23 protein-coding genes are annotated in these 22,503 nt (G+C 60.2%); 7 read left to right on the forward strand and 16 right to left on the reverse strand.

The genetic code is table 11. The annotated features are described in order from the left end of the window. Nucleotides 1-2 precede the first annotated feature (2 nt). From hutH to hutU, 4 genes are read right to left on the reverse strand one after another with little or no spacing between them, the layout of a single operon-like run. The gene (gene hutH / locus ACK509_RS16370) at nucleotides 3-1,580 is read right to left on the reverse strand and encodes a histidine ammonia-lyase (protein WP_410767636.1); all 1,578 of its coding nucleotides are present in this window, start codon (nucleotides 1,578-1,580) and stop codon (nucleotides 3-5) included. Further along, on the reverse strand, nucleotides 1,573-2,796 hold the full coding sequence (gene hutI / locus ACK509_RS16375) for an imidazolonepropionase (protein ID WP_410767637.1): 1,224 nt from the start codon (nucleotides 2,794-2,796) through the stop codon (nucleotides 1,573-1,575). Before hutI ends, hutH begins: the two co-directional genes overlap by 8 nt. Then, nucleotides 2,789-3,715: a formimidoylglutamase gene (hutG, locus tag ACK509_RS16380; RefSeq protein WP_410767638.1), complete on the reverse strand. Its 927-nt coding sequence runs from the start codon at nucleotides 3,713-3,715 to the stop codon at nucleotides 2,789-2,791. The genes hutI and hutG overlap by 8 nt, the downstream gene beginning before the upstream one ends. Further along, on the reverse strand, nucleotides 3,712-5,466 hold the full coding sequence (gene hutU, locus ACK509_RS16385) for a urocanate hydratase (protein WP_410767639.1): 1,755 nt from the start codon (nucleotides 5,464-5,466) through the stop codon (nucleotides 3,712-3,714). The genes hutG and hutU overlap by 4 nt, the downstream gene beginning before the upstream one ends. 84 nt (nucleotides 5,467-5,550) lie before the next feature. On the opposite strand from hutU, the gene ACK509_RS16390 reads away from it, so the two are divergent. Then, nucleotides 5,551-6,198 (forward strand): helix-turn-helix domain-containing protein, encoded by a 648-nt coding sequence (locus tag ACK509_RS16390; protein ID WP_410767640.1) that lies wholly within the window; start codon nucleotides 5,551-5,553, stop codon nucleotides 6,196-6,198. Between the two features lie 44 nt (nucleotides 6,199-6,242). Here the strand turns inward: ACK509_RS16390 and ACK509_RS16395 are convergent, their stop codons facing one another. From ACK509_RS16395 to ACK509_RS16405, 3 genes are all read right to left on the reverse strand, one after another. Beyond that, entirely contained in the window at nucleotides 6,243-7,763 is a 1,521-nt protein-coding gene (locus ACK509_RS16395) for a hypothetical protein (protein WP_410767641.1), read from the reverse strand. Next, nucleotides 7,760-8,149, reverse strand: coding sequence for a hypothetical protein (locus ACK509_RS16400; RefSeq protein ID WP_410767642.1), 390 nt, complete (start codon nucleotides 8,147-8,149; stop codon nucleotides 7,760-7,762). The genes ACK509_RS16395 and ACK509_RS16400 overlap by 4 nt, the downstream gene beginning before the upstream one ends. A gap of 173 nt (nucleotides 8,150-8,322) precedes the next feature. Then, entirely contained in the window at nucleotides 8,323-8,796 is a 474-nt protein-coding gene (locus ACK509_RS16405; RefSeq protein WP_410767643.1) for a hypothetical protein, read from the reverse strand. 461 nt (nucleotides 8,797-9,257) lie between these two features. On the opposite strand from ACK509_RS16405, the gene ACK509_RS16410 reads away from it, so the two are divergent. Continuing rightward, complete coding sequence (locus ACK509_RS16410) at nucleotides 9,258-10,382, forward strand: MFS transporter (protein ID WP_410767676.1); 1,125 nt, start codon at nucleotides 9,258-9,260, stop codon at nucleotides 10,380-10,382. Here ACK509_RS16410 and ACK509_RS16415 read toward each other — a convergent pair. Next, nucleotides 10,379-11,170, reverse strand: coding sequence for a 2-oxo acid dehydrogenase subunit E2 (locus ACK509_RS16415; protein WP_410767644.1), 792 nt, complete (start codon nucleotides 11,168-11,170; stop codon nucleotides 10,379-10,381). The genes ACK509_RS16410 and ACK509_RS16415 overlap by 4 nt on opposite strands. Before the next feature lie 63 nt (nucleotides 11,171-11,233). Further along, nucleotides 11,234-12,322, reverse strand: coding sequence for a guanosine monophosphate reductase (locus tag ACK509_RS16420; RefSeq protein WP_410767645.1), 1,089 nt, complete (start codon nucleotides 12,320-12,322; stop codon nucleotides 11,234-11,236). Nucleotides 12,323-12,697: 375 nt separating this feature from the next. Here ACK509_RS16420 and glmU point away from each other — a divergent pair, with 375 nt between their 5' ends. Both glmU and ACK509_RS16430 read left to right on the forward strand, forming a co-directional pair. Beyond that, nucleotides 12,698-13,906, forward strand: a complete 1,209-nt coding sequence (glmU, locus tag ACK509_RS16425) for a bifunctional sugar-1-phosphate nucleotidylyltransferase/acetyltransferase (RefSeq protein ID WP_410767646.1) — start codon at nucleotides 12,698-12,700, stop codon at nucleotides 13,904-13,906. Between the two features lie 93 nt (nucleotides 13,907-13,999). After that, a complete protein-coding gene (locus ACK509_RS16430; protein WP_410767647.1) occupies nucleotides 14,000-14,443 on the forward strand; it encodes an Rrf2 family transcriptional regulator in 444 nt (147 codons plus the stop codon). Nucleotides 14,444-14,473: 30 nt separating this feature from the next. Here the strand turns inward: ACK509_RS16430 and ACK509_RS16435 are convergent, their stop codons facing one another. Then, nucleotides 14,474-14,845: a winged helix-turn-helix transcriptional regulator gene (locus ACK509_RS16435; RefSeq protein WP_410767648.1), complete on the reverse strand. Its 372-nt coding sequence runs from the start codon at nucleotides 14,843-14,845 to the stop codon at nucleotides 14,474-14,476. A 143-nt stretch (nucleotides 14,846-14,988) separates the two neighbouring features. On the opposite strand from ACK509_RS16435, the gene ACK509_RS16440 reads away from it, so the two are divergent. Beyond that, a complete protein-coding gene (locus tag ACK509_RS16440; RefSeq protein ID WP_410767649.1) occupies nucleotides 14,989-15,354 on the forward strand; it encodes a hypothetical protein in 366 nt (121 codons plus the stop codon). A 101-nt stretch (nucleotides 15,355-15,455) separates the two neighbouring features. Next, nucleotides 15,456-15,860, forward strand: a complete 405-nt coding sequence (locus ACK509_RS16445; RefSeq protein ID WP_410767650.1) for a hypothetical protein — start codon at nucleotides 15,456-15,458, stop codon at nucleotides 15,858-15,860. A gap of 35 nt (nucleotides 15,861-15,895) precedes the next feature. On the opposite strand, the gene ACK509_RS16450 is transcribed toward ACK509_RS16445, so the two are convergent. Beyond that, the gene (locus tag ACK509_RS16450) at nucleotides 15,896-16,249 is read right to left on the reverse strand and encodes a hypothetical protein (protein WP_410767651.1); all 354 of its coding nucleotides are present in this window, start codon (nucleotides 16,247-16,249) and stop codon (nucleotides 15,896-15,898) included. 56 nt (nucleotides 16,250-16,305) lie between these two features. Beyond that, nucleotides 16,306-17,118: a DICT sensory domain-containing protein gene (locus tag ACK509_RS16455; protein ID WP_410767652.1), complete on the reverse strand. Its 813-nt coding sequence runs from the start codon at nucleotides 17,116-17,118 to the stop codon at nucleotides 16,306-16,308. A 164-nt stretch (nucleotides 17,119-17,282) separates the two neighbouring features. Here ACK509_RS16455 and ACK509_RS16460 point away from each other — a divergent pair, with 164 nt between their 5' ends. Then, nucleotides 17,283-17,507: a harpin-binding protein gene (locus tag ACK509_RS16460; RefSeq protein ID WP_410767653.1), complete on the forward strand. Its 225-nt coding sequence runs from the start codon at nucleotides 17,283-17,285 to the stop codon at nucleotides 17,505-17,507. A 34-nt stretch (nucleotides 17,508-17,541) separates the two neighbouring features. Here the strand turns inward: ACK509_RS16460 and ACK509_RS16465 are convergent, their stop codons facing one another. From ACK509_RS16465 to ACK509_RS16480, 4 genes are all read right to left on the reverse strand, one after another. After that, nucleotides 17,542-18,111 carry an ArsR/SmtB family transcription factor gene (locus ACK509_RS16465; protein WP_410767654.1) on the reverse strand — a complete coding sequence of 190 codons (570 nt, stop codon included), beginning with the start codon at nucleotides 18,109-18,111 and terminating at the stop codon, nucleotides 17,542-17,544. A 169-nt stretch (nucleotides 18,112-18,280) separates the two neighbouring features. Then, complete coding sequence (gene glmS, locus ACK509_RS16470) at nucleotides 18,281-20,098, reverse strand: glutamine--fructose-6-phosphate transaminase (isomerizing) (protein ID WP_410767655.1); 1,818 nt, start codon at nucleotides 20,096-20,098, stop codon at nucleotides 18,281-18,283. Continuing rightward, complete coding sequence (locus ACK509_RS16475; protein ID WP_410767656.1) at nucleotides 20,098-21,267, reverse strand: sugar phosphate nucleotidyltransferase; 1,170 nt, start codon at nucleotides 21,265-21,267, stop codon at nucleotides 20,098-20,100. The genes glmS and ACK509_RS16475 overlap by 1 nt, the downstream gene beginning before the upstream one ends. Before the next feature lie 544 nt (nucleotides 21,268-21,811). Continuing rightward, nucleotides 21,812-22,468: a hypothetical protein gene (locus tag ACK509_RS16480; protein ID WP_410767657.1), complete on the reverse strand. Its 657-nt coding sequence runs from the start codon at nucleotides 22,466-22,468 to the stop codon at nucleotides 21,812-21,814. Nucleotides 22,469-22,503: the final 35 nt, after the last annotated feature.

Consider the following 22,503-nt stretch of genomic DNA (forward strand, 5'->3'; position numbering starts at 1 on the left):
ACTCAGTCGAGAGTCCCTTCGATGGCCTCCCGAATCGCACCGAACCGAACGAGTTCTGCGGCCAATTCGAGTTCGCCATCGAGTTGCCGGTCGTCGTCGAGCGGTGGGACGACTTCCCGAATCGCATCGCGGACAGCACCAGTTCCGTCGCCGAGTGCGAGCCCATCCGGGAGGAATTCTGCGGCTTGCGCACCACAGAGCAGTTCGACGCCGACGATGGTGGCAACGTTGTCTGCGACGGTTCGAGCGTTGAGGACGCTCTGGCCGCTCATGCTCACGTGGTCTTCTTGCCCGCCACTGACGGGCGTCGAATCGAGCGACGGGCGGCCAAGCGACCGACACTCGTTGAGCAACGCGGCGGCGGTGTACTGGGCAATCATGTAGCCCGAGCGCAAGCCGCTGTGTTCGGTGAGGAACGGTGGCAGGTGTGGTTCTTGGACCTTCGGGTTGAGCATACGGTCTGTCCGCCGCTCTGAAATCGCCGCGAGGTCAGAAAGCGCACCAGCGGCGTAGTCGAGACGAAGTGCGAGCGGTTCGCCGTGGAAGTTGCCCGCGGAGATGACGGCGGCAACGTCTGTCCCCGGCGCACGCTCATCGACCGACCCTGCGGGGAAGACGAGTGGGTTGTCGGTTGCGCTGTTGAGTTCGATTTCGACCGCTTCACGGAGGTGTTCGACGGCATCTCTGACCGCGCCGTGGACCTGCGGCAGACAGCGAATCGAGTAGGCGTCCTGCACGCGCTCGCACTCCTTGTGCGATTCGAGGACCGTCGAACCCGCGGTCAGGCGTCGAATTGCTGCCGCACTCACCTGCTGGCCGGGATGGGGACGAACTTCGTGAATCGCAGGGTCGCAATTTGCGGTCGTCCCCATCGTGACCTCGGTCGTCAGCGCGCCCGCGGCGTCCGCCGCATCGATAATTCGCTCGGCATCGACGACGAACAGGGATGTCAGTCCGACGGTGAGTTGCGTTCCGTTAATGAGCGCGAGTCCTTCCTTGGACGCAAGTGTGACTGGTTTTAAGCCGACTCGGGCGAGGGCGACACCGCCTGCGAGTCGCTCACCATCGTAGTGTGCTTCGCCCTCGCCGATGAGTACGAGCGCCATGTGTGCGAGGGGCGCGAGGTCACCACTCGCGCCAAGGCTCCCGCGAGAGCGGACGACAGGGTGGAGTTTCGCATTGAGCATCTCCACGAGTAGTTCGACGACCTGTGGCCGGATACCGGAGTAACCCTTTGCGAGTGTGTTCACCCGCGAGACCATCATCGACCGAACCTCTTCCGTGGTGAGTTCGCGCCCTGCGCCTGCGGCGTGGCTTCGAACGAGATTCGTCTGCAACTTCTCGATGTCGTCACGTTCGATGTGCGTCTCGACGAGGTGTCCAAATCCGGTGTTGACACCGTAGACGGGTTCGCCGGAGTCGATGACAGATTCGACACGCTCGCGCGAGGCCTGCATTTTCTCGTATGCTTCGTCGGCGAGTTCGACGCGGGCATCGTGGCGGGCGACGGCAACGACTTCTTCGGGCGTCAGCGACTCGCCGTCGATGACGACCGTTTTCGGGATATCGTGTTCACTCATGGGCAACTACCCCCGATTTCAGCACCGTCGAAACTGGGTTTGTGTCGAATCGGTATGGTAGATGGGCGATGCTCGGCATGTCAAGGACGACGGCATCCGCCGGGCTCTCGGGGGTGAGAGTTCCCCGTCCGTCGGAGAGTGCAAGCGCATTTGCAGCGGCGCTCGTACACCCTCTGACGACTTCTTCGGGTGTCATTCGCATGCCGACGCTGGCGAGTGTGGCGACGAATCCCATCGTTCGGACGAAGCAGTTGGGATTGAAATCGGTTGCGAGGGCGACTTCGTGCCCCGAGTCGAGGAACGCACGAGCGTCGGCGTAGTCGGCACCGAGGCCGAAGGCTGTCCCCGGGAGCACGACGGGTGTGACACCCGCCTCAGTGAGTCGTGTTCTCCCCTTCTCATCGGTGTGGAGCAGATGGTCGGCACTCGCTGCACCAACGTCGGCGGCGACGTCTGTGCCACCGATTGCGGCGAACTCGTCGGCGTGAATCTTCGGGACCATACCCAAATCAGCACCCGTTTCGAGGATGCGTCTGGACTGTTCTGCCGAGAACACGCCGCGTTCGCAGAACACGTCGCAGAACGTCGCAATTCCCTGCTCGGCGACGGCAGGGAGTTGCTCGGAGACGACGTGTTCGACGTACTCCTCGGTATCCATCCCGCGCGGGACAGCGTGGGCGCCCATGAACGTCGGAACCACGTCGATAGTGTGTTGGGCACCCGCCTGCTCGATTGCGGCGAGCATTCGCAACTCCGTCTCGGTGTCGAGACCGTAGCCACTCTTGATTTCGACCGTCGTCGTGCCGTTTTCGAGCATCACGTCGAGGTGTTCGGTGAGGGTGGCGACGAGTTCTTCATCTGAGGCTTCACGGACAGCATCCACGGTTCGAAGGATGCCACCGCCGTCTGCAAGAATCTCCTCGTAGGTCGCACCCTGAAGCTTTGCGACGAACTCGTCGGAGCGGTCACCCGCGAAGAGCGCGTGCGTGTGTGGGTCAACGAAGCCAGGGAGGACAGTCTGTCCCGTCGCGTCGATGGCAACGTCGGCGTCTTCGACGGAGTAGTCGGAGAGAACATCACCAGTCGAACCGACCGCGACGACGGTTCCATCGACTGCGGCGAGCGCACCATCTCGGATTAGTTCCACACTGGTCGGTCCCTCCGGTCCAACGACCAACTCGGACGCGCCGTAGACGACCGTCACGTGTTTAGACACGCTCTGTCACCCCCGAGAGCGCGTGGGCAATCGCACGGGCGGCGGCGCGTACAGTACGCCCGTCTTGGTCGAGCGGCGGGGCGCATTCGACGACTTCGAAGCCGACGACGCGCGGGTCGGACGCGACGCGTCGGAGCATCGAGAACAGTTCACGAGTCGTGATTCCGCCCGGAGTCGGTGCGCTCACACCCGGTGCGGCAGTCTCGTCGAGGACGTCGATATCGAGACTGACGAAGATGTAATCGCATCCGGTGAGCGAATCGAGCGCGAAGTCGATGGTCTGGTCCGAGTCTCGGCCAACCTCTTTAGCCGTGAAAATCACCCCGCCTTGCTCGCTGATGAACTCAGCGTAGGCAGTCGAAGTCTCGAAGTGCCGAGCGCCGACGACGGCGAGTCTGTCGAGGCCTTCGTCGAACAGTTGGTGATAGGGCGTCCCGCTGGACGGGCCGTCGGTGGGTTCGCGGCAGTCGAGGTGTGCGTCGAAACTCACGACGCCGACCGACGCGTCTCGGTCGAGGAGCGGGCGAACGTTGGCGACGGTGAGCGAGTTGTCGCCGCCGAGGAAGACGGGAAAGTGGGCGTTGGTGTAGACTTCGCGCGTTGCCTCGGTAACGGCGTCCTGAACCACCGAAACGTCAGCGTCGGCGTCGAACGTGACGTTTCCGAGGTCACCGAGGTTCGAGAGCGGACCCGCGTCAAAGTGGTGCGATTTGACGGCTTCGAGGGCGGTTCTGATTGCCTCTGGACCCTCGCGTGCCCCTTTGCGCCCGATAACTGCGCCGTCGTAGGGTTCACCGACGAGGACGGCGTCGAAGTCGTCTCCAGTGTCGAGCGTCGCGGGCGAGACGATATCGCCGATCTGCTCGTCGTTCGGGTCGGAAGATGGGCCGTGCCAGTCGTACGTGTCCTCGAACATCATTGGTCCTCGTGTTGCTCGTCGCTTGCGCGCATTGGTATATGAACCTTCGACCGGGTGGCTTCGTCCAGCGCGTCCTCGTAGCCAGCGTCGGCGTGGCGAATCACGCCCATGCCGGGGTCGGTGGTGAAGACGCGGCGTGCCTTCTCTGCGGCGAGGTCCGTACCGTCGAGGACGACGTGGTTGTTTGTATGCAACGAGTTGCCGATGCCGACGCCGCCGCCGTCGTGAACCGAGACGATATCAGCGCCTGCGGCGGTGTTGAGCAGTGCGTTGAGAATCGGCCAGTCGGCGATGGCGTCGGTGCCGTCGCGCATGGCTTCCGTCTCGCGATTCGGACTCGCCACCGACCCGGCGTCGAGGTGGTCACGCGTGACGACGATTGGGGCGGAAATCTCGCCTTCGGCGACGAGTTCGTTCATTCGGAGAGCGAACCGTGCCCGCTCGGTCAGACCTGACTCGTCGGTGTTGTAGCCAAGCCAGCAGACCCGCGAGGGAAGTCCTTGGAACGACACCTGTTCTTGTGCGAGGTCGATCCAGCGCATGAGCGACTCGTTCTCGGGAAAGAGTTCACGGATGGCCTCGTCGGTGCGGTAGATATCTTCTGGGTCACCCGAGAGTGCGGCCCAGCGGTATGGCCCACGTCCGCGGCAGAACATCGGTCGGATGTAGGCGGGGACGAATCCGGGGAAGTCGAAGGCGGTGTCCAATCCGCGGTGGGTCAGGACTTGGCCGCGGATGTTGTTGCCGTACTCGAAGGCAACCGCGCCGTGTGCTTGGAGGTCGAGAATCGCTTCGACGTGGCGCTCCATCGTGTCGAGGCTGGCTTCGACGTACGCCGCAGGGTCGTCTTCGCGGAGTTCGTCGGCTTCCTCGACGGAGTAGCCACTCGGGTAGTAGCCTTCCAGCTCGTCGTGGGCGCTCGTCTGGTCTGTGACGATGTCTGGAATCTCGTCGCGTGCGAGCAGTTCTTCGAGCATGTCTGCGGCGTTCATTTGGACGCCGACGCTGTACGGTTCGCCTGCGTCGAGCGCCTCGTGGACGCGTTCGAGCGCCTCGTCCAGCGAGTCGGCGCGGTCCATCAGGTACTTCGTCTCCAGTCGGCGGTCGATTCGGTCGCCTTTGACCTCCGCGACGAGGCAGACGCCGTTGTTCATCGTCACGGCGAGGGGTTGTGCCCCGCTCATACCGCCGAGGCCGCCAGTGACGACGAGTTTGCCGCGCAGGTCGCCGTCGTAGTGTTCGCGGCCGAGTTCAGCGAGTGTCTCGTAGGTGCCCTGAATGATTCCCTGCGTGCCGATGTAGGCCCACGACCCCGCAGTCATCTGGCCGTACATGATTTTCCCCTCGGCTTCGAGTTCGTGGAAGTGTTCCCAGTCGTCCCAGTGGCCGACGAGGTTGGAGTTGGCGATAAGGACACGCGGCGCGCGTTCGTGCGTCGTGAATCTACCCACGGGCTTGCCGGACTGAACGAGCAACGTCTCGTCGTCTTCGAGAGTACGCAGTTCGCGGAGAATCGCGTCGTACGCGTCCCACGACCGGGCCGCCCGACCGGTTCCGCCGTAGACGACGAGGTCTTCGGGGCGCTCGGCCACGTCGGGGTCGAGGTTGTTGTTGAGCATTCGAAGGGCGGCCTCCTGTCGCCAGCCCTTACACTCGATTTCCGTCCCGGTCGGTGCCCCCTGATACCGCTCCCACTCCGAACTCGGCTCTCCGAGTCTGTCGGTGTGGCGCGATGACGATGGCGTGTGCATAGTCTACTCTTCGCTGGCACGACGGGTAGCAATTTGCCCACCATATGGTGCGCTATTTATATACTACTCGTGCGTTGCTTACCTGTGTACGAAGCGACGTTTTCCATCCGAGACGAGAGTGCGTACGCGGCGGCCACCGCCGAGAGTTCGGCGACAATCGAACTGTGGTGTAACGACCACTGCGACCTCTTACACATCGGCGATGGGGCCGAAGCAGTCATCGAACGGGTGCGCGAGACCGTGGGTGTACAGGCAGTCCGAGAACAGGGAAGCGAAGTGGTCGTAGTCACGGCCGACTGCCTTCGACACCACGAGATCGACGACATCGAGGGGTACCTCCACTCTCACGGCGTACTGTTGTTGCCGCCGCTTCGGTACCGCGACGGCGCGAAAGTTTGTCGGCTACTGGCCGTGAGTTCGGACGCGATGACGGCGTGTTTCCACGACCTCGTCGAGAGCGGCCACGAGGTACACGTCGAATCGAAGCGTGCTATCTCCTTTGCAACCGGCGGCGGGCCACTTTTGGCGCCCACCGACGCGATTCCAACGCTGACGGCACGGCAGCGAGAAGCCCTCCGTCTCGCCCACGGGAACGGATACTACGAACTCCCGCGAGGAACCGACACCGAGACGATTGCATCCGAGATGGGCGTCTCACGTCGAACCGCCGAAGAGCATCTCAGACGAGCAGAACGGAAGGTCATGTCGTTCGCCATGCAGTACGTGACCTGAGACGAGAGCGAGAGTGAGTCGAACCAGGAGAGAAACGAAACCGACTACTCGTCCGCCACTTCGTCGTCTACTTCCGGCGAGTCGGGAATTTGAGCGGCCCGGCTCATGTTGCTGCGCCACGTCTTGCCCTGTTCGACTTCCGACCGAACCGTGGAGAGTTCGTCCGAGAGTGCCGAGAAGTTCTCGGTGAGACCCAATAGCTCGTCATCGAGTGACGACTCTTCGACGAATTTCTCGTCGAATTCACCGAGGCGTGCTTCTAACTCAGATTCAGATACGGCGCGGTTTTCGAGCAATTCGACCTGTTCTTCGATTGATTCGAGGGCTGCATTCGTAGCCGACAGCGCCTCGTCGACTTCGGTCAGGTCGCGTCGCATCTCGTCGGAGTCGTCTTGGAGGTCCGACAGCAGTTGTTCTGCGGTTCCGTTCTCGTCGATGAAGTCCTCCAAGGCGTCGGTGTAGACTGCAAGGTCGTCCATACGGGTTCGGACGTTCTGAAGCCGTGCTTCCAGCGAATTCGGCGTCGAAATACCGAGTGATTTCCGGATAACTTCGGCATCGTCGTCAGAGAGGTTGCCACTGGAGAGTTCGGCGACAAGCGACGCAACGACGCTTTCAGTCGGAGGTTCTGGCTCGAAATCGCTCTCAGATTCCGGGCTGGGGTCGACTTCCGAGTTGGGTTTGGGATTCGATTCCGAGTCGTCTTCGGAGAGTGACTGTTCGACGCTGACTTCGACTGCAGTGCTGTCCGTGTGCAAGTCGTTATCGTCGTCAAAACTGGAGTCGCCTTTGTCATTGGATTCGGGGCTATCTGCCGAATCGGCATCCGAGCCGTTCGAATCGTCTGTCTCTTCGGCACGGGTCACCGCAGTCTCCGACTGGTCTTGGAGTTCTCTCGGACCGAACGACTCGGGTTCCTCCGGACCGAGTGGTCGCTCGTCGGCGGGGCGCACGTCAGTGCCGACGAACCGAAGTTCGTCCGAGTCGTCGCCGTTTTCACTGCCTTCGGCTGATTCGAACTCGCCGTTCGTTGCCTCGTCAGGGTCGTCTACGCGTGGAATGAGGTCGTCGAAGTCGCCGCTTCGCTTGGTCGCTGATTGGTTTTCGGTCGGTTCGTCGTTCGTCGTCGATTGGTCACTGGTCATTGTCTCACTGTGAGTGTCGCCGCTCGGTGGTTCGTCATCGACCGGGTGGACTTCCACAGCCGGGTCGGTGAGAAACGATTCAACCTGCGTCGCGTCGAGCCCTTTGGCTCCGTAGATGGTGAACGAGGTTCCGTCGGGTTCGAGTACGTCAGTGAATGCGACCATCCCGTCCTCGTGTTTGCGCCACTTGTCGCCGCCGTACTTCGGGTGCGGACCGAGGTCGTCGAGTGGAATCCCTGCGGGAACGTCCTCGACGAAGTGGACTACGACAGCGTCGTCTCGTTGGGATGTGAATTCCAGTTGAGTGACAGAGAGACGCGCATTATCGGCGGTCCACACCGAAGACTCGGCGGAGACACCATCGACTGTTTTCCTCGACGTTTCGCTCACTTGCCCCATCTCACCGAACGAAAGGGTCACACCGCCACCTCCTGTGCCGCAATCGCCTGCTCGATTGTCTGCCGAATCAACGCAACATCTTCCGTCTCAGCAGGGAACTTCCACCGCCGTTGGATGGCCCCCGCGTCGTCCACGAGGAACACGTGGCCTCGGTCGCTGGTCATCGGGTCCACGACGGCGTTGCCAACGTCGATAACGACGTACACACCGAGTCCCTCGATGAACTGCAACCACGAGATGTCGGTCAAGACCTGCGAAACCACATCGCCGGTGGAGTGCTGGTCGTCACAGAGGAACACGAGTAACGAGAGTTGGTCGTCACACGTGTCGTGCTGTCCAAGCGGCGGAGATTCACACGACGAATCGAACAGTTCGTCTACGTGGTCGAACTCGTCTGATTGAGACACGCTAGTCCCCTCCAGTTCGGTGGTCATCCGTTGGTTCTCGGTGGTCTACAGACTCTTGGCGGTCCCTCGATTGCAGGTACGCCATCGGGACGCTCCGAAGTACATCCGCTCGATTGGGTGTCTCCCGCGAGAGTAACCGGATGCTACCGAACTCAGGTCTGGTGTTCTGCTCGTCAGTTGGCATTGCCGTTCACCTTCCCACCGACACCAGACCCACGAGGAACGTTCTGTACAGCCACCGTGAACACCGTACTCGATTGCGTCGAGACGTTCTTTCCGCTGGACTCGTAGACGACCGAACGCACGCGGATGTGTACGTCAGTCGTCTCGGAACTGCCGTCTGCCTTCGACCTGAACGCCGACTTCGAGAACGAGTCTTTCCCGCTCAAGAGCGACCGGGGTTTGAACGCGTACGAGACGGTTCCGTTGAGACCGGATGCATCGACCTGTTTCGACGCGACGTGGCTCCACGATGTGCCATCCAGACTCGCCTCGACAGTCACTGTGACGTTCGCTGCAGTCTGTTCGAGGCCTTCATACGAGACTGTCCCGCTGGGAGCGACGGTGATGCTCGTCAACTGCCCATTGTGAGAGACGACCGTTTCGTCAGTCGCGGTCAACGTGGTCTGCGCCGACGCCGAGGGCACTAGCAACCCGGTTCCTGCGATAACTATCGAAAACGCGAGTAATAGCGCGCATACCCTCCTGAACAGCGGTTCGGAGGTTCGACGTGAACCTGACCTGCCCACCCCAGGGACGGTCGAGTCAGTGAGGTCCACCCACTCGAACTCCGATTCGTCGGAATTATTGTCAATTCTTTGTCCACCCATAGAAGAAAGTCACGTGTAGAGATATGTTGGTAAGACACACAATAACAGGGGCAAAATATCTAGTTTAACGTCGTATAACTCGTTGAGAAATCGATAGACTCCAGCACAATATAGAAGGAAATCCCGAGTATTAGTCAGTAAGTGGTACACAATTTTCACTCGGTCGAATACCGGTGTGCGCACACAATCGTAACCCACTGGTATCACCTCCCTATACGGAAAGTGTGAACCAGAAGTCTGGAGAGACAGAGCGACTCGTGGCGGGGGACGCCGGGCGGATGTTGATGACCGTCTCGCTGGCGTGGGCCGTCCTCCAGACGGGGCGATTCCTGCTCTCACCGCTCCTGCCGACGATTATCGCCGATTTGCAGATTACCGAAGCGACCGCGGGGATTGCACTGGCGCTCTTTCAGGGTATCTACGCGATTACGCAGTACCCCGGTGGCGAGTTCTCCGACCGATGGACGCGGGCGACGCTTATCATCCCCGGTCTGCTCATTCTCGTCCTCGGGTTCGCCACGTTCGGGCTTGCGGGCGGTCTCGCTGGATTCGTCCTCGCCGCGGCCATCACCGGGTTTGGAAAAGGCCTCTTTGCGATTCCGTCTCGGGCACTCCTCTCGGACCTCTTTGTCGAACGTCGCGGGCGGGCACTCGGTCTCTACGCGGCAGGAACCGACCTCGGGGGCCTCGTCGCCTCCGGGCTGGCTATTCTCGCACTCACGTACGCGACGTGGCAAACACCATTTCTCCCCGTCGCACTCGTGCTCGCTGGCCTCACCGTGCTGTTCGCACTCTGGTCGAACGAGGCAGTCACCGTTGGAGAACCGACCCTCGACGTATCGGGGACGATTGGCCGTCTCATCGCAAGTCCCGAACAACGGAAGACGCTCGTCGCCTTCGCGCTGTTCTACTTCATGGTCGGCGGGTTCGTGAACTTCTTTCCGACCTACCTCATCGAGACCAAGTCGTTCAGTCCACAGTTAGCGAGTGCGACGTTCGCGCTCGTGTTCGTCGTCGGGATTACCATCAAACCAATCGCTGGGGGCCTGAGCGACCGATTCAGACGCGAATCGATTGCCGTCGTGGGCCTGCTCGTCGCGGCGGGCGCACTCGTTGTCCTCTCGCTGGCCGGGTCGAATATACTCATCTACGTGGCAGTCATCGCGCTCGCTGCGGGCTACAAGATGGAATTTCCCCTCGCCGACGCCATCATCGTAGACAACGCGCCGGACGACGAGATGGGCGCAGACCTCGGGGCGGCACGCGCGCTCTTTCTCGGCGCGAACGCGCTCGGCCCGGCGTACGTCGGAATCGTGGCGACGTACGTGAGTTACGTCGTCGCTTTCGCTGGGTTCGTCGTCTGCCTGCTCGTCGCCTCGTTCCTGCTCTACGACCGCGACTAGAATCCGTCAGCCGATTCGAGGCCGGTCGCCCCTTCGACCAACTCCTTCAGTCGATTGACGAAGCGAGCGGCGGGCGCACCATCCACGACGTCGTGGTCGAACGTCACCGTGAGTGAGAGGTATTCGCGGGGTTCGATGTCGTCGCCGACGAAGCCTGGTTTTCGGGCGATTCCGCCCACTGTGAGTTGAAGTGTGTAGTTCGTCGGGCTGACTGCCCACCCACCACCTGAGCCAAACATCCCCACAGACGTTATCGAAACCGTCCCTGCGAGACGCTTCCAGCGACGAGGGGAGACCGTCGGAAGTCGCCAAAGCAACCGACGGATGGGGCCGGGAAGTCGCAGGCCAAGCGAACCCAACACCGACAACCGACTCTCAGTTGGGGCGGTCTGCGCCGTTCGAATCTCGTCGTGAATCGACCGAAGCGAGCGTCGGTTCGCGGCTCTGATGACGTGTGGAACGCCAATCGTCTCGCTCCCAATCTCTCGTTCGACCAAGACGTTCACGTCCACGACGTCGAACTGGACGAGTCGGCCTCGCCAGTCGCGATAGGCGTTGACGTGTGGGTGGTCGTCGATTGCGCGGGCGACGCAGTAGACGAGGAATGCGGTGAACGACGGTTGCTCGCCCGTTTGCGCCCCCAGTTCGTGGATACGACCTCGGGACTCTGTTACGTCGAACTCGACGAGTCCGTGGATGTTGTTCCGTCCGCCAGCCACCTGCATGTAATCGGCAGTCGCCCGACGCCGTACCGAAAACGGCTTGAGTATCTCTCCACGCTCGGCCATGCATACAATTGGCTGACAAAAATTATACGTCTTTGCCGAAGGCGGGCGCGCCGTTCGTGACTCTCAGTCCGAAAGCGGCGCTTGCAGTTGCGCCTCTACCTCCGGTTCGACATCGACTGCGCCGTCTGCGAAGACGACACCGTGGGCCCCCTCGCGTGCTTGCGCGCTCGCAGCGACGCGAATGAACGCCGCCTTCTCGCGGGCTTCGGGGATGGTGTGGCCACCGCAGTAGCTCACACCCGAGCGGAGTCCGGCGAGGAACTCGGTGACGAGTGGTTTGAGTGGTCCCTTGTACGGCGTGAGTGCTTGGACGCCTTCACCGGCGTCGACGTCGCTGTCTTTGTCGTCGCGGTCGGTCGCGGCCTCCGTCGAAGCCATGCCGCGAGAGCGTTTGTACTGGTTCCCATCGACCGAGACGACGGTACCGGGTGCTTCGTCCGTCCCGGCGAAGAAACTCCCCATCATCACGCTGTCAGCGCCCGCCATGAGCGCCTTCGCGGCGTCGCCCGAGGTTTGAATCCCGCCGTCGGCCATGACGGTGATTCCGAGTTCGTGTGCGCGCTCGGCGCAGTCTGAGACGGCAGTGAGTTGCGGGAATCCGGCACCTGCGACTTCGCGCGTCGTGCAGTGTGAGCCCGGGCCGACACCGACTTTTACGCAGTCTGCGCCTGCTTCGTAGAGGTCTTCGACCGCTTCGGGAGTGACGACGTTTCCGGCGACGATTTCGGGGTCGAACTCCTCGCGGATTCGAGCCACGGCGTCCAGACACCGCTCCATGTGCCCGTGAGCGATATCCATCACGATGGCGTCGGCACCGGCATCGAGGAGTGCCTCGGTGCGGGCGAGATAGTCCTCGTTGATGCCGACTGCGCCCGCGACGGTGCCGCCCTGTTCGGCGACGTGGCGAACGTGTTCGGCCTGCTCGTCGATATCGAGGAAGCGGTGGACGACGCCGAGGCCGCCGAGGTTCGAGAGCGTCGTGGCGAGTTCGGCTTCCGTCACCGTGTCCATGGCCGCGCTCACCAGCGGTGTGTCGATGGTGAGGTTCGGCGTGATGTTGGTCGAGAGGTCCACATCCTGTCTGCTATCGACCGCAGAGCGCTGTGGAACCAGCAATGCATCTCCATACGAGAGACCTGTGCGAATCTCCATTGTAACCCTCCACAGCGAAGGGGTGTGGGATAATAATTCCGCGGGACGCGGAGGGGGTCGCCGCGGAACGAAAATATTACCTGCTGGGTTGCATCTGTTCACTAACACACGGTGCCGCGTTTCGTGCGAATCTCCAACCAATTGTAACCCTAAATTTTCGTGCTTCGCGGCCCGTGTGGGCTACTTTGTCCTGAGCGACTGCGACGCGCAGTGTCACGAAAAGGCCGCTTGACGACTCTTCACGCAGAGCAACCGCCGAGCCACGCTCCCCAATTAGTCGGTATTCATATGATATGTGACATCACCGTAGATTCCATCGAGGCAGATAATCACGTGGACGGAAGACATTTGCGTCACGCCGTCTCTCAAATACACATGCAAACTGTCATTCTCGCTGCCGGGCGCGGAACCCGGATGCGCCCGCTTACTGACCGGCGTCCGAAGCCGATGCTTCCGGTCGCCGACAAGCCACTCGTCGGTCACACGGCCGACGCCGCTATCGAAGCAGGTGCAACGAAGCTCACGATTGTCGTCGGATACGAGGCAGCCGACGTTCGTGCGTACTTCGGCGAGGAGCGAGCAGGCGTCCCCGTGGAGTTTGCAGTCCAAGAAAAGCAGCGAGGGACCGCGCACGCGGTTCGCGCCGCCGTGGACCACATCGACGCTGGCGAACCGTTCGTCGTCCTCAACGGTGACGCACTCTACGACGTGCCGACGCTCTCGACGATGTACGAAGGGACGCCCGCAGTCGGGTCCTACCGAGTTGACAACCCGAGTTCGTACGGCGTCCTCGACACCGACGACGAGGGCTACGTGGCGGGTGTGGTCGAAAAGCCCGAGAATCCGCCGTCAGATCTCATCAACGCCGGGTCGTACGTCTTCCCAAGCGAAGCACGCGAGTGGCTCGACGTCGAAGAGAGCGAGCGCGGCGAACTCGAACTGACCGACGTCCTCGACAAGATGTGCGCCGAGTACGACGTTCGCGCCGTTCCCTTCGAGCGATGGCTCGACGTGGGCCGTCCATGGGAACTCCTCGAAGCGAACGAGTGGGCGCTCGAATCGCTCGAAACCCGACTCGATGGTGACGTCTCCGACGGCGCTGAGTTCGACGGCCCGCTCGTGGTCGAAGCGGGTGCGACAGTCAAATCCGGCGTCGTCATCGAAGGGCCGACGCTCATTCGCGACGGGGCGACGGTCGGCCCGAACTGCTACATCCGCGGGAAGACCGTGGTCGGCGAAGGTGCGAAAATCGGTAACGCGGTCGAAGTCAAAAACAGCGTCCTGATGGAGGGTGCGACCGTCGGCCATCTCTCCTACGTGGGTGACAGCGTTCTCGGTCGCGACGTGAACTTCGGCGCAGGGACGAAAGTTGCGAACCTCCGCCACGACGGCAAGTCGGTGCGACAGATGCTCAAAGGCGAACTCGTCTCGACGGGCCGCCGAAAGTACGGCGTCGTCTTCGGCGACGAGGCGAAGACGGGAATCAACACCTCGTTGAACGCGGGTGTACGACTCCCGACCGAAGGAAGTACGAAACCCGGTGAAGTCGTCCTCTACGACAAAATCGAGGAGAAATCGAAGTGATGAATCGAGAGACAACGTCGGGACTGTCCGCGAAACCGGCGCAAAAGTGGCTCACCGTGAAGTCTAAAACGGATGAAAACCGAAACGTAGTGTATGTCGAATAGCAGCCGATTCGTCGTTGCAACGCACGTGCTTACGAATCTGGCCGGGAAGCGCGGCGAGCGGCTGTCGTCCGACCGCCTCGCCTGGAGTGTCAATACGAACCCAGTCGTCATTCGACAACTGTTGTGTTCGCTTCGAGAAGCAGACCTCGTAGACTCCAAGCGCGGCCCAACTGGCGGATTCACGCTCGCAGACGACCCGGCGACGATTACGCTCCGAGACATCTACGAAGCCGTCGAAGACCCAGAACCGTTCTGTTACCACACGAGCGAACCGAACGACGAGTGTACGGTTGGACAGCACATCCAACCAGTGCTGGGCGACCTGCTCCAACCATCGATTACGGCCATGCTCGAAGAACTCGACTCGGTGACCGTCGCCGACGTGTACGAGTCGATTGCCGACGCGGCTGGAACTGAACAGCTCGAAGCGTAAACTCGGCGAGCGAAAATCTTTCGGCGTTTTTCAGGCACGCGACTGGACAGCCTCGGGGTCGGCTGCGACCTCTTCGGTATCGGCGTCGAGCCATTCGTCCGCCCACTGCTCGATTTCGTCGAAGACGGGACAGAGAGACACCCCTTTGTCGGTCAGCGAGTAGTAGGTTGCAACCGGCGCGTCTTCTTCGAGTCTCCGGTCGACGAATCCAGTCTCTCTCAGGTCGTCGAGGACGCGAGAGAGCGTCCGCGAACTCGCACCCGTCGAGCGCTTCAGTTCGTTGAACCGTTTTTCCCCGTCTTGTAGGTCGTGAAGGACGATGAGCCGCCACTGTGACCCGATTTGTTGAATCGAGTCGATGATTGGGCAGGGTGCGCCGTTTGCTTCGGGGTCGGTAGCCATACCAGTCCGTAGATTCCAACCCTCTTTAGTGGTTCGGGTTCGAACCTGCTTTCATCACGTTACCTGGTATCAGACTGAAGCGGTGTACGGCGTCGTCGTACTCGTCACTCCATCGGAGTCGAGGACGCACCCACACCGACGTGGTGACACGCGAACCACCTCGAAACACTCGGCTACGAATAGACCACAGCGGCACCAATCGGCTTCGTTATACGGCAAATGGCGGGCGAGCGAGCGACGACGAGCAGGCTACGTGGCGAGAACGACTCACCGAAATCAGCAAGTTCGTTACGCCTCAGAAGGACCGCCAGTACTTCCGGTCGATTTACTTCCGCGAGCCCGGTGGGGTTCTCTTCGAAATCGCAACCGACGTGCCCGGATTCACGGTTGACGAAGAGCCGTCCGAACTCGGAACGTCGCTCAAACTCTCGTCGTGGCTCGAATTTGGCCGGGAAGTGATTGAGGCGACCCTCCCACCGTTAGACGACCCGCTCGAAGTGAGCGACTAACGAAGTGGAACAACTGTCGTGAAAGACAAAAAACGTCGTCGAATCGGGAACTATCTGGTAGTAAGCATAGTCGTTGTCTCTTCTGAGCGCGTACAGACAGTATGCAACCGAAGGGGACAATCAAGACGACGATCGTCGGAAAGCCCGATCCTTCTGGTCCGGGTGTGTTCGACTGTGACGCCGCTGTCGTACTCGTTCGGGCGAAACGACTCAACATCTGGGTGGGCCGTCGCCACTTTGTCAGCGACCCCGATGGGTACATCGAGCGTGGCCAACACGTCCTGGTGATGCGTGCCGATGGTGGGTCAGTTAGTCGAATCACCAGGCCCACTCCCGTCGGAGACGAAGATTCGATACAGGTCGAGCATCTGGTCGCGTGGGACGACGACGGACTCATCGGCGACCCCGCAGCCGAGCTGTGGCCACGTGGCGTCCTCGACGGAACGGTTTCGGATTTCTTCGGAGAAGGCGTCTCAGTTCGGTTCATCCGGCCGACGACGCGGTGAACGAGGATTCGACCACAGCACGAACGAGAGTTCGATTACAACAGTTTCGAGACGAGTACGAATGCGCGCTTGAGGTTCTCTGAAAGTCGCGATTGGTTTTCTGAATAGAGCGTCACGGTCTCGCCGATTGCGTGGATTTCGATAGCCCGACCACGGTCAGTCAGGTCTTTCAGCTCGAGCCCTTGAATCGAATCGAACGGAATCACGAGATAGCGGAACTCTTCGTCACGGATGTCTGAACTGCAGTCGTTACCGTAGATGTGGATACACCCCGCAGCGATGCCGAGTTCGTAGCCGACGTACTTCTTTCCGGCAATCATCGCACCGGCGCGGCCACCTTTCACCTTTCCTTTCAGTTCAGACCCGTCGAGGAGGACTCCATCGACCATACGACCGGGTAATCACGGTCGAGTCGTAAGGTTTCGTGCCTGGTTCTCGCATTTGATTATGTGTTGGCAGAGGTGGACGTGTAGTGTGTCGGAGGTGCGACTGCTTGTGTCTCATCCTCAGCGAGACAATGGACGGTATCGTCGTTGCCATCGCCGTCAGGTTTTACGATTGCGTAGGTCGACTGCAAGTAGTTGACGAGGTAATCGACCGTGGAGGGGTCGTAGGTCCAAAAGCCCGAAAAGCCACCCAACGGGTCTTCTTCGGCCAATAGAGCGCATTTGTAGTCGTCGATGCCGTTGCCGTCGTAGACGACGAACCACGACAGTTCGATTTCTTCGGTTCGAGCGAGATGGAGTAAGAAGCGTTCGACCTTCGGGACGGTGCCGGAGGGGTAGATATAGGCGTGGACCGAGAGGTCGTCTCGTTCACCCAGTCGCTCGTAAGAATCGAGTTGCGATTCGAGATTCTCCGCAGTTTGGAACCCGGCGTGGAGTTGACCAGCACCGACGCGCCACGCCCGGTCTTCGATTTCACGAGTCGCAGCGAGCATTCGAGTGCGGTCGTAAGACCGAAACAGCGTTTCGTCGAGGTGGTCGAGAATCGGTCGATAGGTGTTGGTTTCGAATCCGGGGCGGAACTCTGTCGTCGAATTCAGTAGCTCTTCGACGTTTACCGCTGTGAGGAATCGTCGCCCCTCGCCGAGGACGACGTAGTTGGTGGGACCGAGGTCGTGGCTTGCAGTCGTGACAAAGACGTTCCTGTCCGCAAAGTGTTCAGTGAGTCGTTCGGCGACGTCACCTGCAGGGTTGAACACAGTAAGTGTCTTTTCAGCAGCAGCGACCCCCGCGATAAGTTCACTGAGGGACATACGTAATATCGTAACTGTCTGGTCACTACTTGATTCTTTTCGTGAAGGTTAGACACAATATGAGCAGTCAAGATACTCGAAATCGAGTGACAGAGCCGCAATAACGGAGACATATTGTGATAATAGGACACACTAACTAACCTACTGAGAAGCGTACCAATGGTATGATTTCCGAACAGACGCGAGCGGACACAGTGTCGGCTACGAGCAGTGAGGGAATCGTGAGTTGGTTCGCACAAGAGGCACCAGGAATCGTCTCTGGACTCGAAGCATCACAGTACATCGGACCACTCACTGCCGCGACGGCGTGGGACCTCATCACTGCCGGTCGGCCTGAAGACGCAATCGCGCTCGTACTCGGTGAAATCGACGAGTCGTGGAAACGGTAACGTAGTAAGCCGATAGCGCGCTCTTGGGTATGGTCTACTGTTCTCGTGAGGATGTATCTCGGACGTAGAGTTCGACGAGTGCGTCGAGAAGGGTTTTGGAGAGCATGAATCGGATATCGACCGTGTCGTTTTCTCGCTCGAACGAGAGTTGTTGTACGTCGATTGCAGAGAGAACTGTCCGCATGGCGTCGACGACGTAATCGCTCGCACCGGGCTCGACGCGAAGTGTCTCACCGACGTGAATGGAGAGTCCATCGACGACGGTTTCGTAACACGTTTTTGCTGGGGATTCGACGCGTTGTGTTCGTTCGACGAGTCCGAGTTTGGAGAGCGTCTCCAAGCGCCGGTAAATCGTGGACTCCGAGACGTCACAGGCGTCAGCGAGTTCTTCTGCGGTCATCGGTTGTTGCTTACACGCTTGCAGTACACTCCGGGAGACGTTATCACCGAGGGCATCGAGAAGCTCGTTATCGGATGCTTCAGGCGGTAGTGTAACCTTTTGATGTCTCGGAGAGTCGTCGTTTGGAGGCGTTTCATCAGTCAACGGGCCATCCGGGTCATCGGGGGATGACAGGATGTTGTCGACGAGGTCCCGCTCGGTCATCACACGTAGTATGGACCTAAAGGGTAATGTAACCGGTGCCCTCAGAAGGGACAGAAATGGTATCAACAGAATAACACGCTACTCGTGAAGGAAGGGGGCGAGTATAGTCTAACTCAGCCCAATGGCGCGAGACGAGTCGTCCTACCGAGGTCGTCCCGCAACGACCACCTTATTCGACGGTGACGCACTTCGCGAGGTTGCGCGGTTTGTCGATGGGGCGGTCGAGCAACTTCGCCGCGTGGTAGGCGACGAGTTGGAGTTGGATGTTCGCGGTGATTCCGGCCACGTCGGGGTGGGTCTCGGGAATCGTCAGCACGTGGTCGGCGAACTCAGCAATCTCGCCGTCGGGGTCGCTCGTGATTGCGACCACCGGGGCACCGCGTGCTTGGACTTCTTTCATGTTGCTCAGCGTCGCCTCGTCTTCGAAGCCAGTGAAGATGGCGAACACGGGCGTCATGGGCGTCACGAGCGCGAGTGGTCCGTGTTTGAGTTCGGAGGCGGCGAAGCCCTCGGCGTGTTCGTAGGAGATTTCCTTGAACTTCAGTGCGCCTTCGAGCGCGACTGGGTGGGCGAGTCCGCGGCCGATGAAGAAGTACGAGTCACTGTCTTGGTACTCTTCGGCGATTTCGCGGGCGTTGGACGTGTCGAGGACTTCCTGTACGTCACCGGGTAGTCTGGCGAGCGAGTCCATCACGTCACGTGCGACACCGGATTTGTTGCCAGTGATGTCCTCGACGAAGCGCTCGGTGAGGAGCATGAGCGCCGTCACCTGCGATGAGAACGTCTTGGTCGCGGCGACGCCGATTTCGGGACCGGCACGGATGAGCAACTCGTCGTCACACTCGCGGGTGATAGACGACCCAACGACGTTCGTCAACGCGAGCGTGCGCGCACCAGCGGCGCGGGCGCGACGAATCGCATCGAGCGTGTCGGCCGTCTCGCCGGATTGCGTAACGGCGATGACCAGCGTGTTTTCGGTCACTGGTGGTTTGATGACGGCGTATTCACCCGACATGAACGCGTAGGCGGGGATACCGCGCTCAGAGAGGAGCGATGCGGCGAACATGCCCGCGTGGTGCGAGGTTCCCATGCCGACGATGTGGACTTGCTCCACGTCGGAGAACGTTCCCGGTGGGAATTCTTCGAGTTCGACACCGCCAGAGAGGGCGTTCAGACGCCCGTGGATAGTGCGGCGGAGCGAACCGGGTTGCTCGTTAATCTCCTTGTACATGAAGTGTTCGTAGCCGCCTTTCGTGGCGGTTTCGGGGTCCCACTCGATGTACTTCAGCGGGCGGTCGACAGGCCGACCACCGGAGTCGGTGACTTCGTATCCCGACGGGCGGGCGATGATGAAGTCGCCGTCGTGGAGGTAGACTACCTGGTCGGTGTGCTGGATGAACGCAGGCACGTCACTGGCGAGGAAGTACTCGCCTTCGCCGACGCCGAGGACGAGGGGCGACCCCGACCGGGTGGCGAAGATTGCTTCTTCGTCGCCGATGATTGAGGCGAGCGCGTAGGTGCCGTTCAGGCGACCGACTGCGGCGCGGAATGCCTCTTCCGGCGTCGCACCGTCGCGGAGGTTCTCCTCGATGAGGTGCGGGACGACTTCGGTGTCGGTCTCACTTTCGAACTTGTGACCGTTCGACTCGAGTTCCGACCGGAGCGACTGGTAGTTCGTGATGATGCCGTTGTGAACGACCGCAATGCGACCGGATTCGTCGGTGTGCGGGTGGGCGTTGTTGTCCGTGACACCGCCGTGGGTGGCCCAGCGGGTGTGGCCGATACCGAAGGTACCGTCGATGGGGTCGCGCTCGACTGCGCCGACGAGTTCGGAAACTTCGCCGACGCGCTTGGTGAGCGAGATACCGGCTTGATTCTTGACTGCGATACCCGCAGAGTCGTAACCGCGGTATTCGAGGCGTCGAAGCCCATCGAGTAGGGAATCGACCGATTCGTCAGTTCCGATGCAAGCAGTAATTCCACACATTAATGAACCACCTCCGCGCGTTCGCGCACGTCACCATGTAACACGGTTCCCGCGCCGACGATTGCTTCCGCACCGACGCGGCTTCCGGGCGAGAGCGTGACGTTCGCGCCAACGGTTGCACGGTCGCCGATGATGCTGCCGAGTCGGCGGTCAGTGTAGAGTTTCTGTTCGATAATGACGTCCGCGTGGCCGCCGGGCGAGACGACGCCGTCGCCGACGGTTGCGCCCGGTCCGATAACGGAGTCGCGGATGACCGCACCCGCACCGATTCGCGCGTCAGTCGAGAGAATAGAGCGCTCGACGACGCTGTTGGCTCCGACCGAGACGTTGTCTTGGAGACACGACCCAGCCGAGAGGAAGACACCGGGGCCGATTTCGCAGTCGTTGCCAATCATCACGGGGTCTTCGATGACCGCGGATTCGTGGACTCGCGCGGTCAGTGCGATTTCCGAACCGTGCTGGCGCGAGAGGAGTTTCTCGGTGACAGAGAGGAGACCCCACGGTTGAGCGGGGTCGAGCCATTCGCCGTTGACGAGGACGGAGGTGACCGGCCCATCGAGGTGATGAATCACGTCTGGAAGCCGAATCTCGCCGTCGAAGGCGGGAGTCTGCTCCAGTGCGTCGAAGACATGCTCGGTGAACACGTACACGCCCGCATTGACGAGATATCCCTCGTTCGCGTCTGCGTGTTCGTGAATATCGGAGATGCGACCACGGTCAGAGATGACCACACCGTACTCTTCGGGGGTGTCAGAACTGGCAACAGCGAGGGTCGCAACGGAGTCAGTCACAGAGAACCGTTCGAGCGTCGAGGCGACGATATCCGCGTCGATGACGTTGTCGCCATTGCAGACGAGGAACGGCCCTTCGACGTGGCCCATCGCCTGCATGAGCGCGTGGCCGCTGCCGAGACGAGCGTCTTGCTTGACGAACTCGAGGTCAGCATCAGGGTAGCGCGCGGTCAAGTACGACTGGATACGCCCAGAGCGATAGCCGACGACGACGACGACGTGCTCGATACCGCACTCGAAGAGCGAGTCGAGGACGTACTCGATGACGGGTGTGTTCGCGACGGGGAGCATCGGTTTCGGTTGGAACGTCGTGAGGGGTCGGAGCCGACGGCCCTCACCTGCGGCGAGAACGACTGCGTCAGTAATGCGATGATTCATCGGCGTCCCCCCTCGGCAGACGTCGATGGACTAGTGCTGGCTGCAAGTGCCGAAGTCATAGAAGAAATGGGGATACGAACGGGCATTGTTATAGGTTGAATTCTGCTACCTGTCGGGACTCACTAACGACCGGTCGAAAACAGTCGATGGACCACAACAGTCGTTAATTCGAGGGAATGAGTGGTATTACACATCCTAATGACAATGGTGGAGAGAGTATTTTCACGATGAAAATCGAACATATGTACCAGTCGTTCTGAGGGATGACACACTGTAATTCAGCTATTTGAAGCGTGAGGGTGGCGTTTTAAACCATGCGTGTCCAGCATCAATTCGGCCCAGGGCCACGAAATGTGGGGGGAACCATCACAGCTCGAAGAGAGAATCCACAGCTCGAGGATGGGATGAGTGAGTCACGCGTGTAGCGTGCTGACGTCTCAAGAAGTCGTCTCAGAAAAGACAGTCACTGCAGAGAAAGACAGAGACAGCAGTCGTCGAAGTTGGTTCGAAAAAAAACGGAGAGCCGAGAATCAGCGTCGCAGTTCTACGCGTGGAGTTTGTGCTTGTAGGTTTCCATCGCGGTGATGGCCATGAGCGTCGCAGTACTCACGACTGCCCATCCCGCAGCGGGAATCTCTGCAAGTCCGGGAACTCCGAGGAGTCCCGAAGCGACGGTGAGCGCAACAACCCCAGCAATCGAGAGGTTGCGCTTGGCCGACGGGACGGCGCGTGGCGCAACTTCGGTCTCGGTGGGCGTCTGGACGACGTCACCGTCGAGGTACTGTTCGAGTTGTTCTGCGGTGTCGAGGAGGACGATGTCACCACGGTTCTTGTCGAAATCGATGATTCCGACAGCGTCCATCTTCGGGAGGTGACATTGGTAGAGTCCAATGTACACGCGCTTGCGCTGACTCGACGAGAGCGCCTTGATCTCGATGCCGTTCTCTTTCGCAGCGATGAATTCGGCCATGTCGCCGAGTTTCGCTTCACCACTATTTTCTTTCAAGTACCGAAGGGCATCGCGTCGGCGCTGGTTCTTCAGAATTTCGAAGACAACATCCTTCGAGAGTTGTTCGGGTACAGATTGTTCAGGCTCGGTTTGTTCGGCGAATGCGTTCGATCCTCCAACAGACTCGGCCGTTTGCTCAGATTCCGCTTGTTCGGCAGCGGTAGTGTTAGCTTGTAGTGAATCAGTAACCATGTTCCTTCCTTCCTTCCCCACCAACGTGTGTTACT

Source organism: Haloferax sp. DFSO60, from assembly GCF_046557615.1.
Lineage (GTDB): Archaea > Halobacteriota > Halobacteria > Halobacteriales > Haloferacaceae > Haloferax.

What these genes read in the sequence shown, in the direction of transcription:
- ACK509_RS16465 (WP_410767654.1), bottom strand. Translation starts at nt 18,111, where the DNA reads ATGACCGAGCGGGACCTCGTCGACAACATCCTGTCATCCCCCGATGAC.
- ACK509_RS16480 (WP_410767657.1), bottom strand. Translation starts at nt 22,468, where the DNA reads ATGGTTACTGATTCACTACAAGCTAACACTACCGCTGCCGAACAAGCG.
- hutU (WP_410767639.1), bottom strand. Translation starts at nt 5,466, where the DNA reads ATGCACACGCCATCGTCATCGCGCCACACCGACAGACTCGGAGAGCCG.
- ACK509_RS16460 (WP_410767653.1), top strand. Translation starts at nt 17,283, where the DNA reads ATGATTTCCGAACAGACGCGAGCGGACACAGTGTCGGCTACGAGCAGT.
- ACK509_RS16430 (WP_410767647.1), top strand. Translation starts at nt 14,000, where the DNA reads ATGTCGAATAGCAGCCGATTCGTCGTTGCAACGCACGTGCTTACGAAT.
- hutG (WP_410767638.1), bottom strand. Translation starts at nt 3,715, where the DNA reads ATGATGTTCGAGGACACGTACGACTGGCACGGCCCATCTTCCGACCCG.
- ACK509_RS16455 (WP_410767652.1), bottom strand. Translation starts at nt 17,118, where the DNA reads ATGTCCCTCAGTGAACTTATCGCGGGGGTCGCTGCTGCTGAAAAGACA.
- ACK509_RS16420 (WP_410767645.1), bottom strand. Translation starts at nt 12,322, where the DNA reads ATGGAGATTCGCACAGGTCTCTCGTATGGAGATGCATTGCTGGTTCCA.
- ACK509_RS16445 (WP_410767650.1), top strand. Translation starts at nt 15,456, where the DNA reads ATGCAACCGAAGGGGACAATCAAGACGACGATCGTCGGAAAGCCCGAT.
- ACK509_RS16435 (WP_410767648.1), bottom strand. Translation starts at nt 14,845, where the DNA reads ATGGCTACCGACCCCGAAGCAAACGGCGCACCCTGCCCAATCATCGAC.
- glmU (WP_410767646.1), top strand. Translation starts at nt 12,698, where the DNA reads ATGCAAACTGTCATTCTCGCTGCCGGGCGCGGAACCCGGATGCGCCCG.
- ACK509_RS16475 (WP_410767656.1), bottom strand. Translation starts at nt 21,267, where the DNA reads ATGAATCATCGCATTACTGACGCAGTCGTTCTCGCCGCAGGTGAGGGC.
- ACK509_RS16410 (WP_410767676.1), top strand. Translation starts at nt 9,258, where the DNA reads ATGTTGATGACCGTCTCGCTGGCGTGGGCCGTCCTCCAGACGGGGCGA.
- ACK509_RS16450 (WP_410767651.1), bottom strand. Translation starts at nt 16,249, where the DNA reads ATGGTCGATGGAGTCCTCCTCGACGGGTCTGAACTGAAAGGAAAGGTG.
- ACK509_RS16415 (WP_410767644.1), bottom strand. Translation starts at nt 11,170, where the DNA reads ATGGCCGAGCGTGGAGAGATACTCAAGCCGTTTTCGGTACGGCGTCGG.
- glmS (WP_410767655.1), bottom strand. Translation starts at nt 20,098, where the DNA reads ATGTGTGGAATTACTGCTTGCATCGGAACTGACGAATCGGTCGATTCC.
- hutH (WP_410767636.1), bottom strand. Translation starts at nt 1,580, where the DNA reads ATGAGTGAACACGATATCCCGAAAACGGTCGTCATCGACGGCGAGTCG.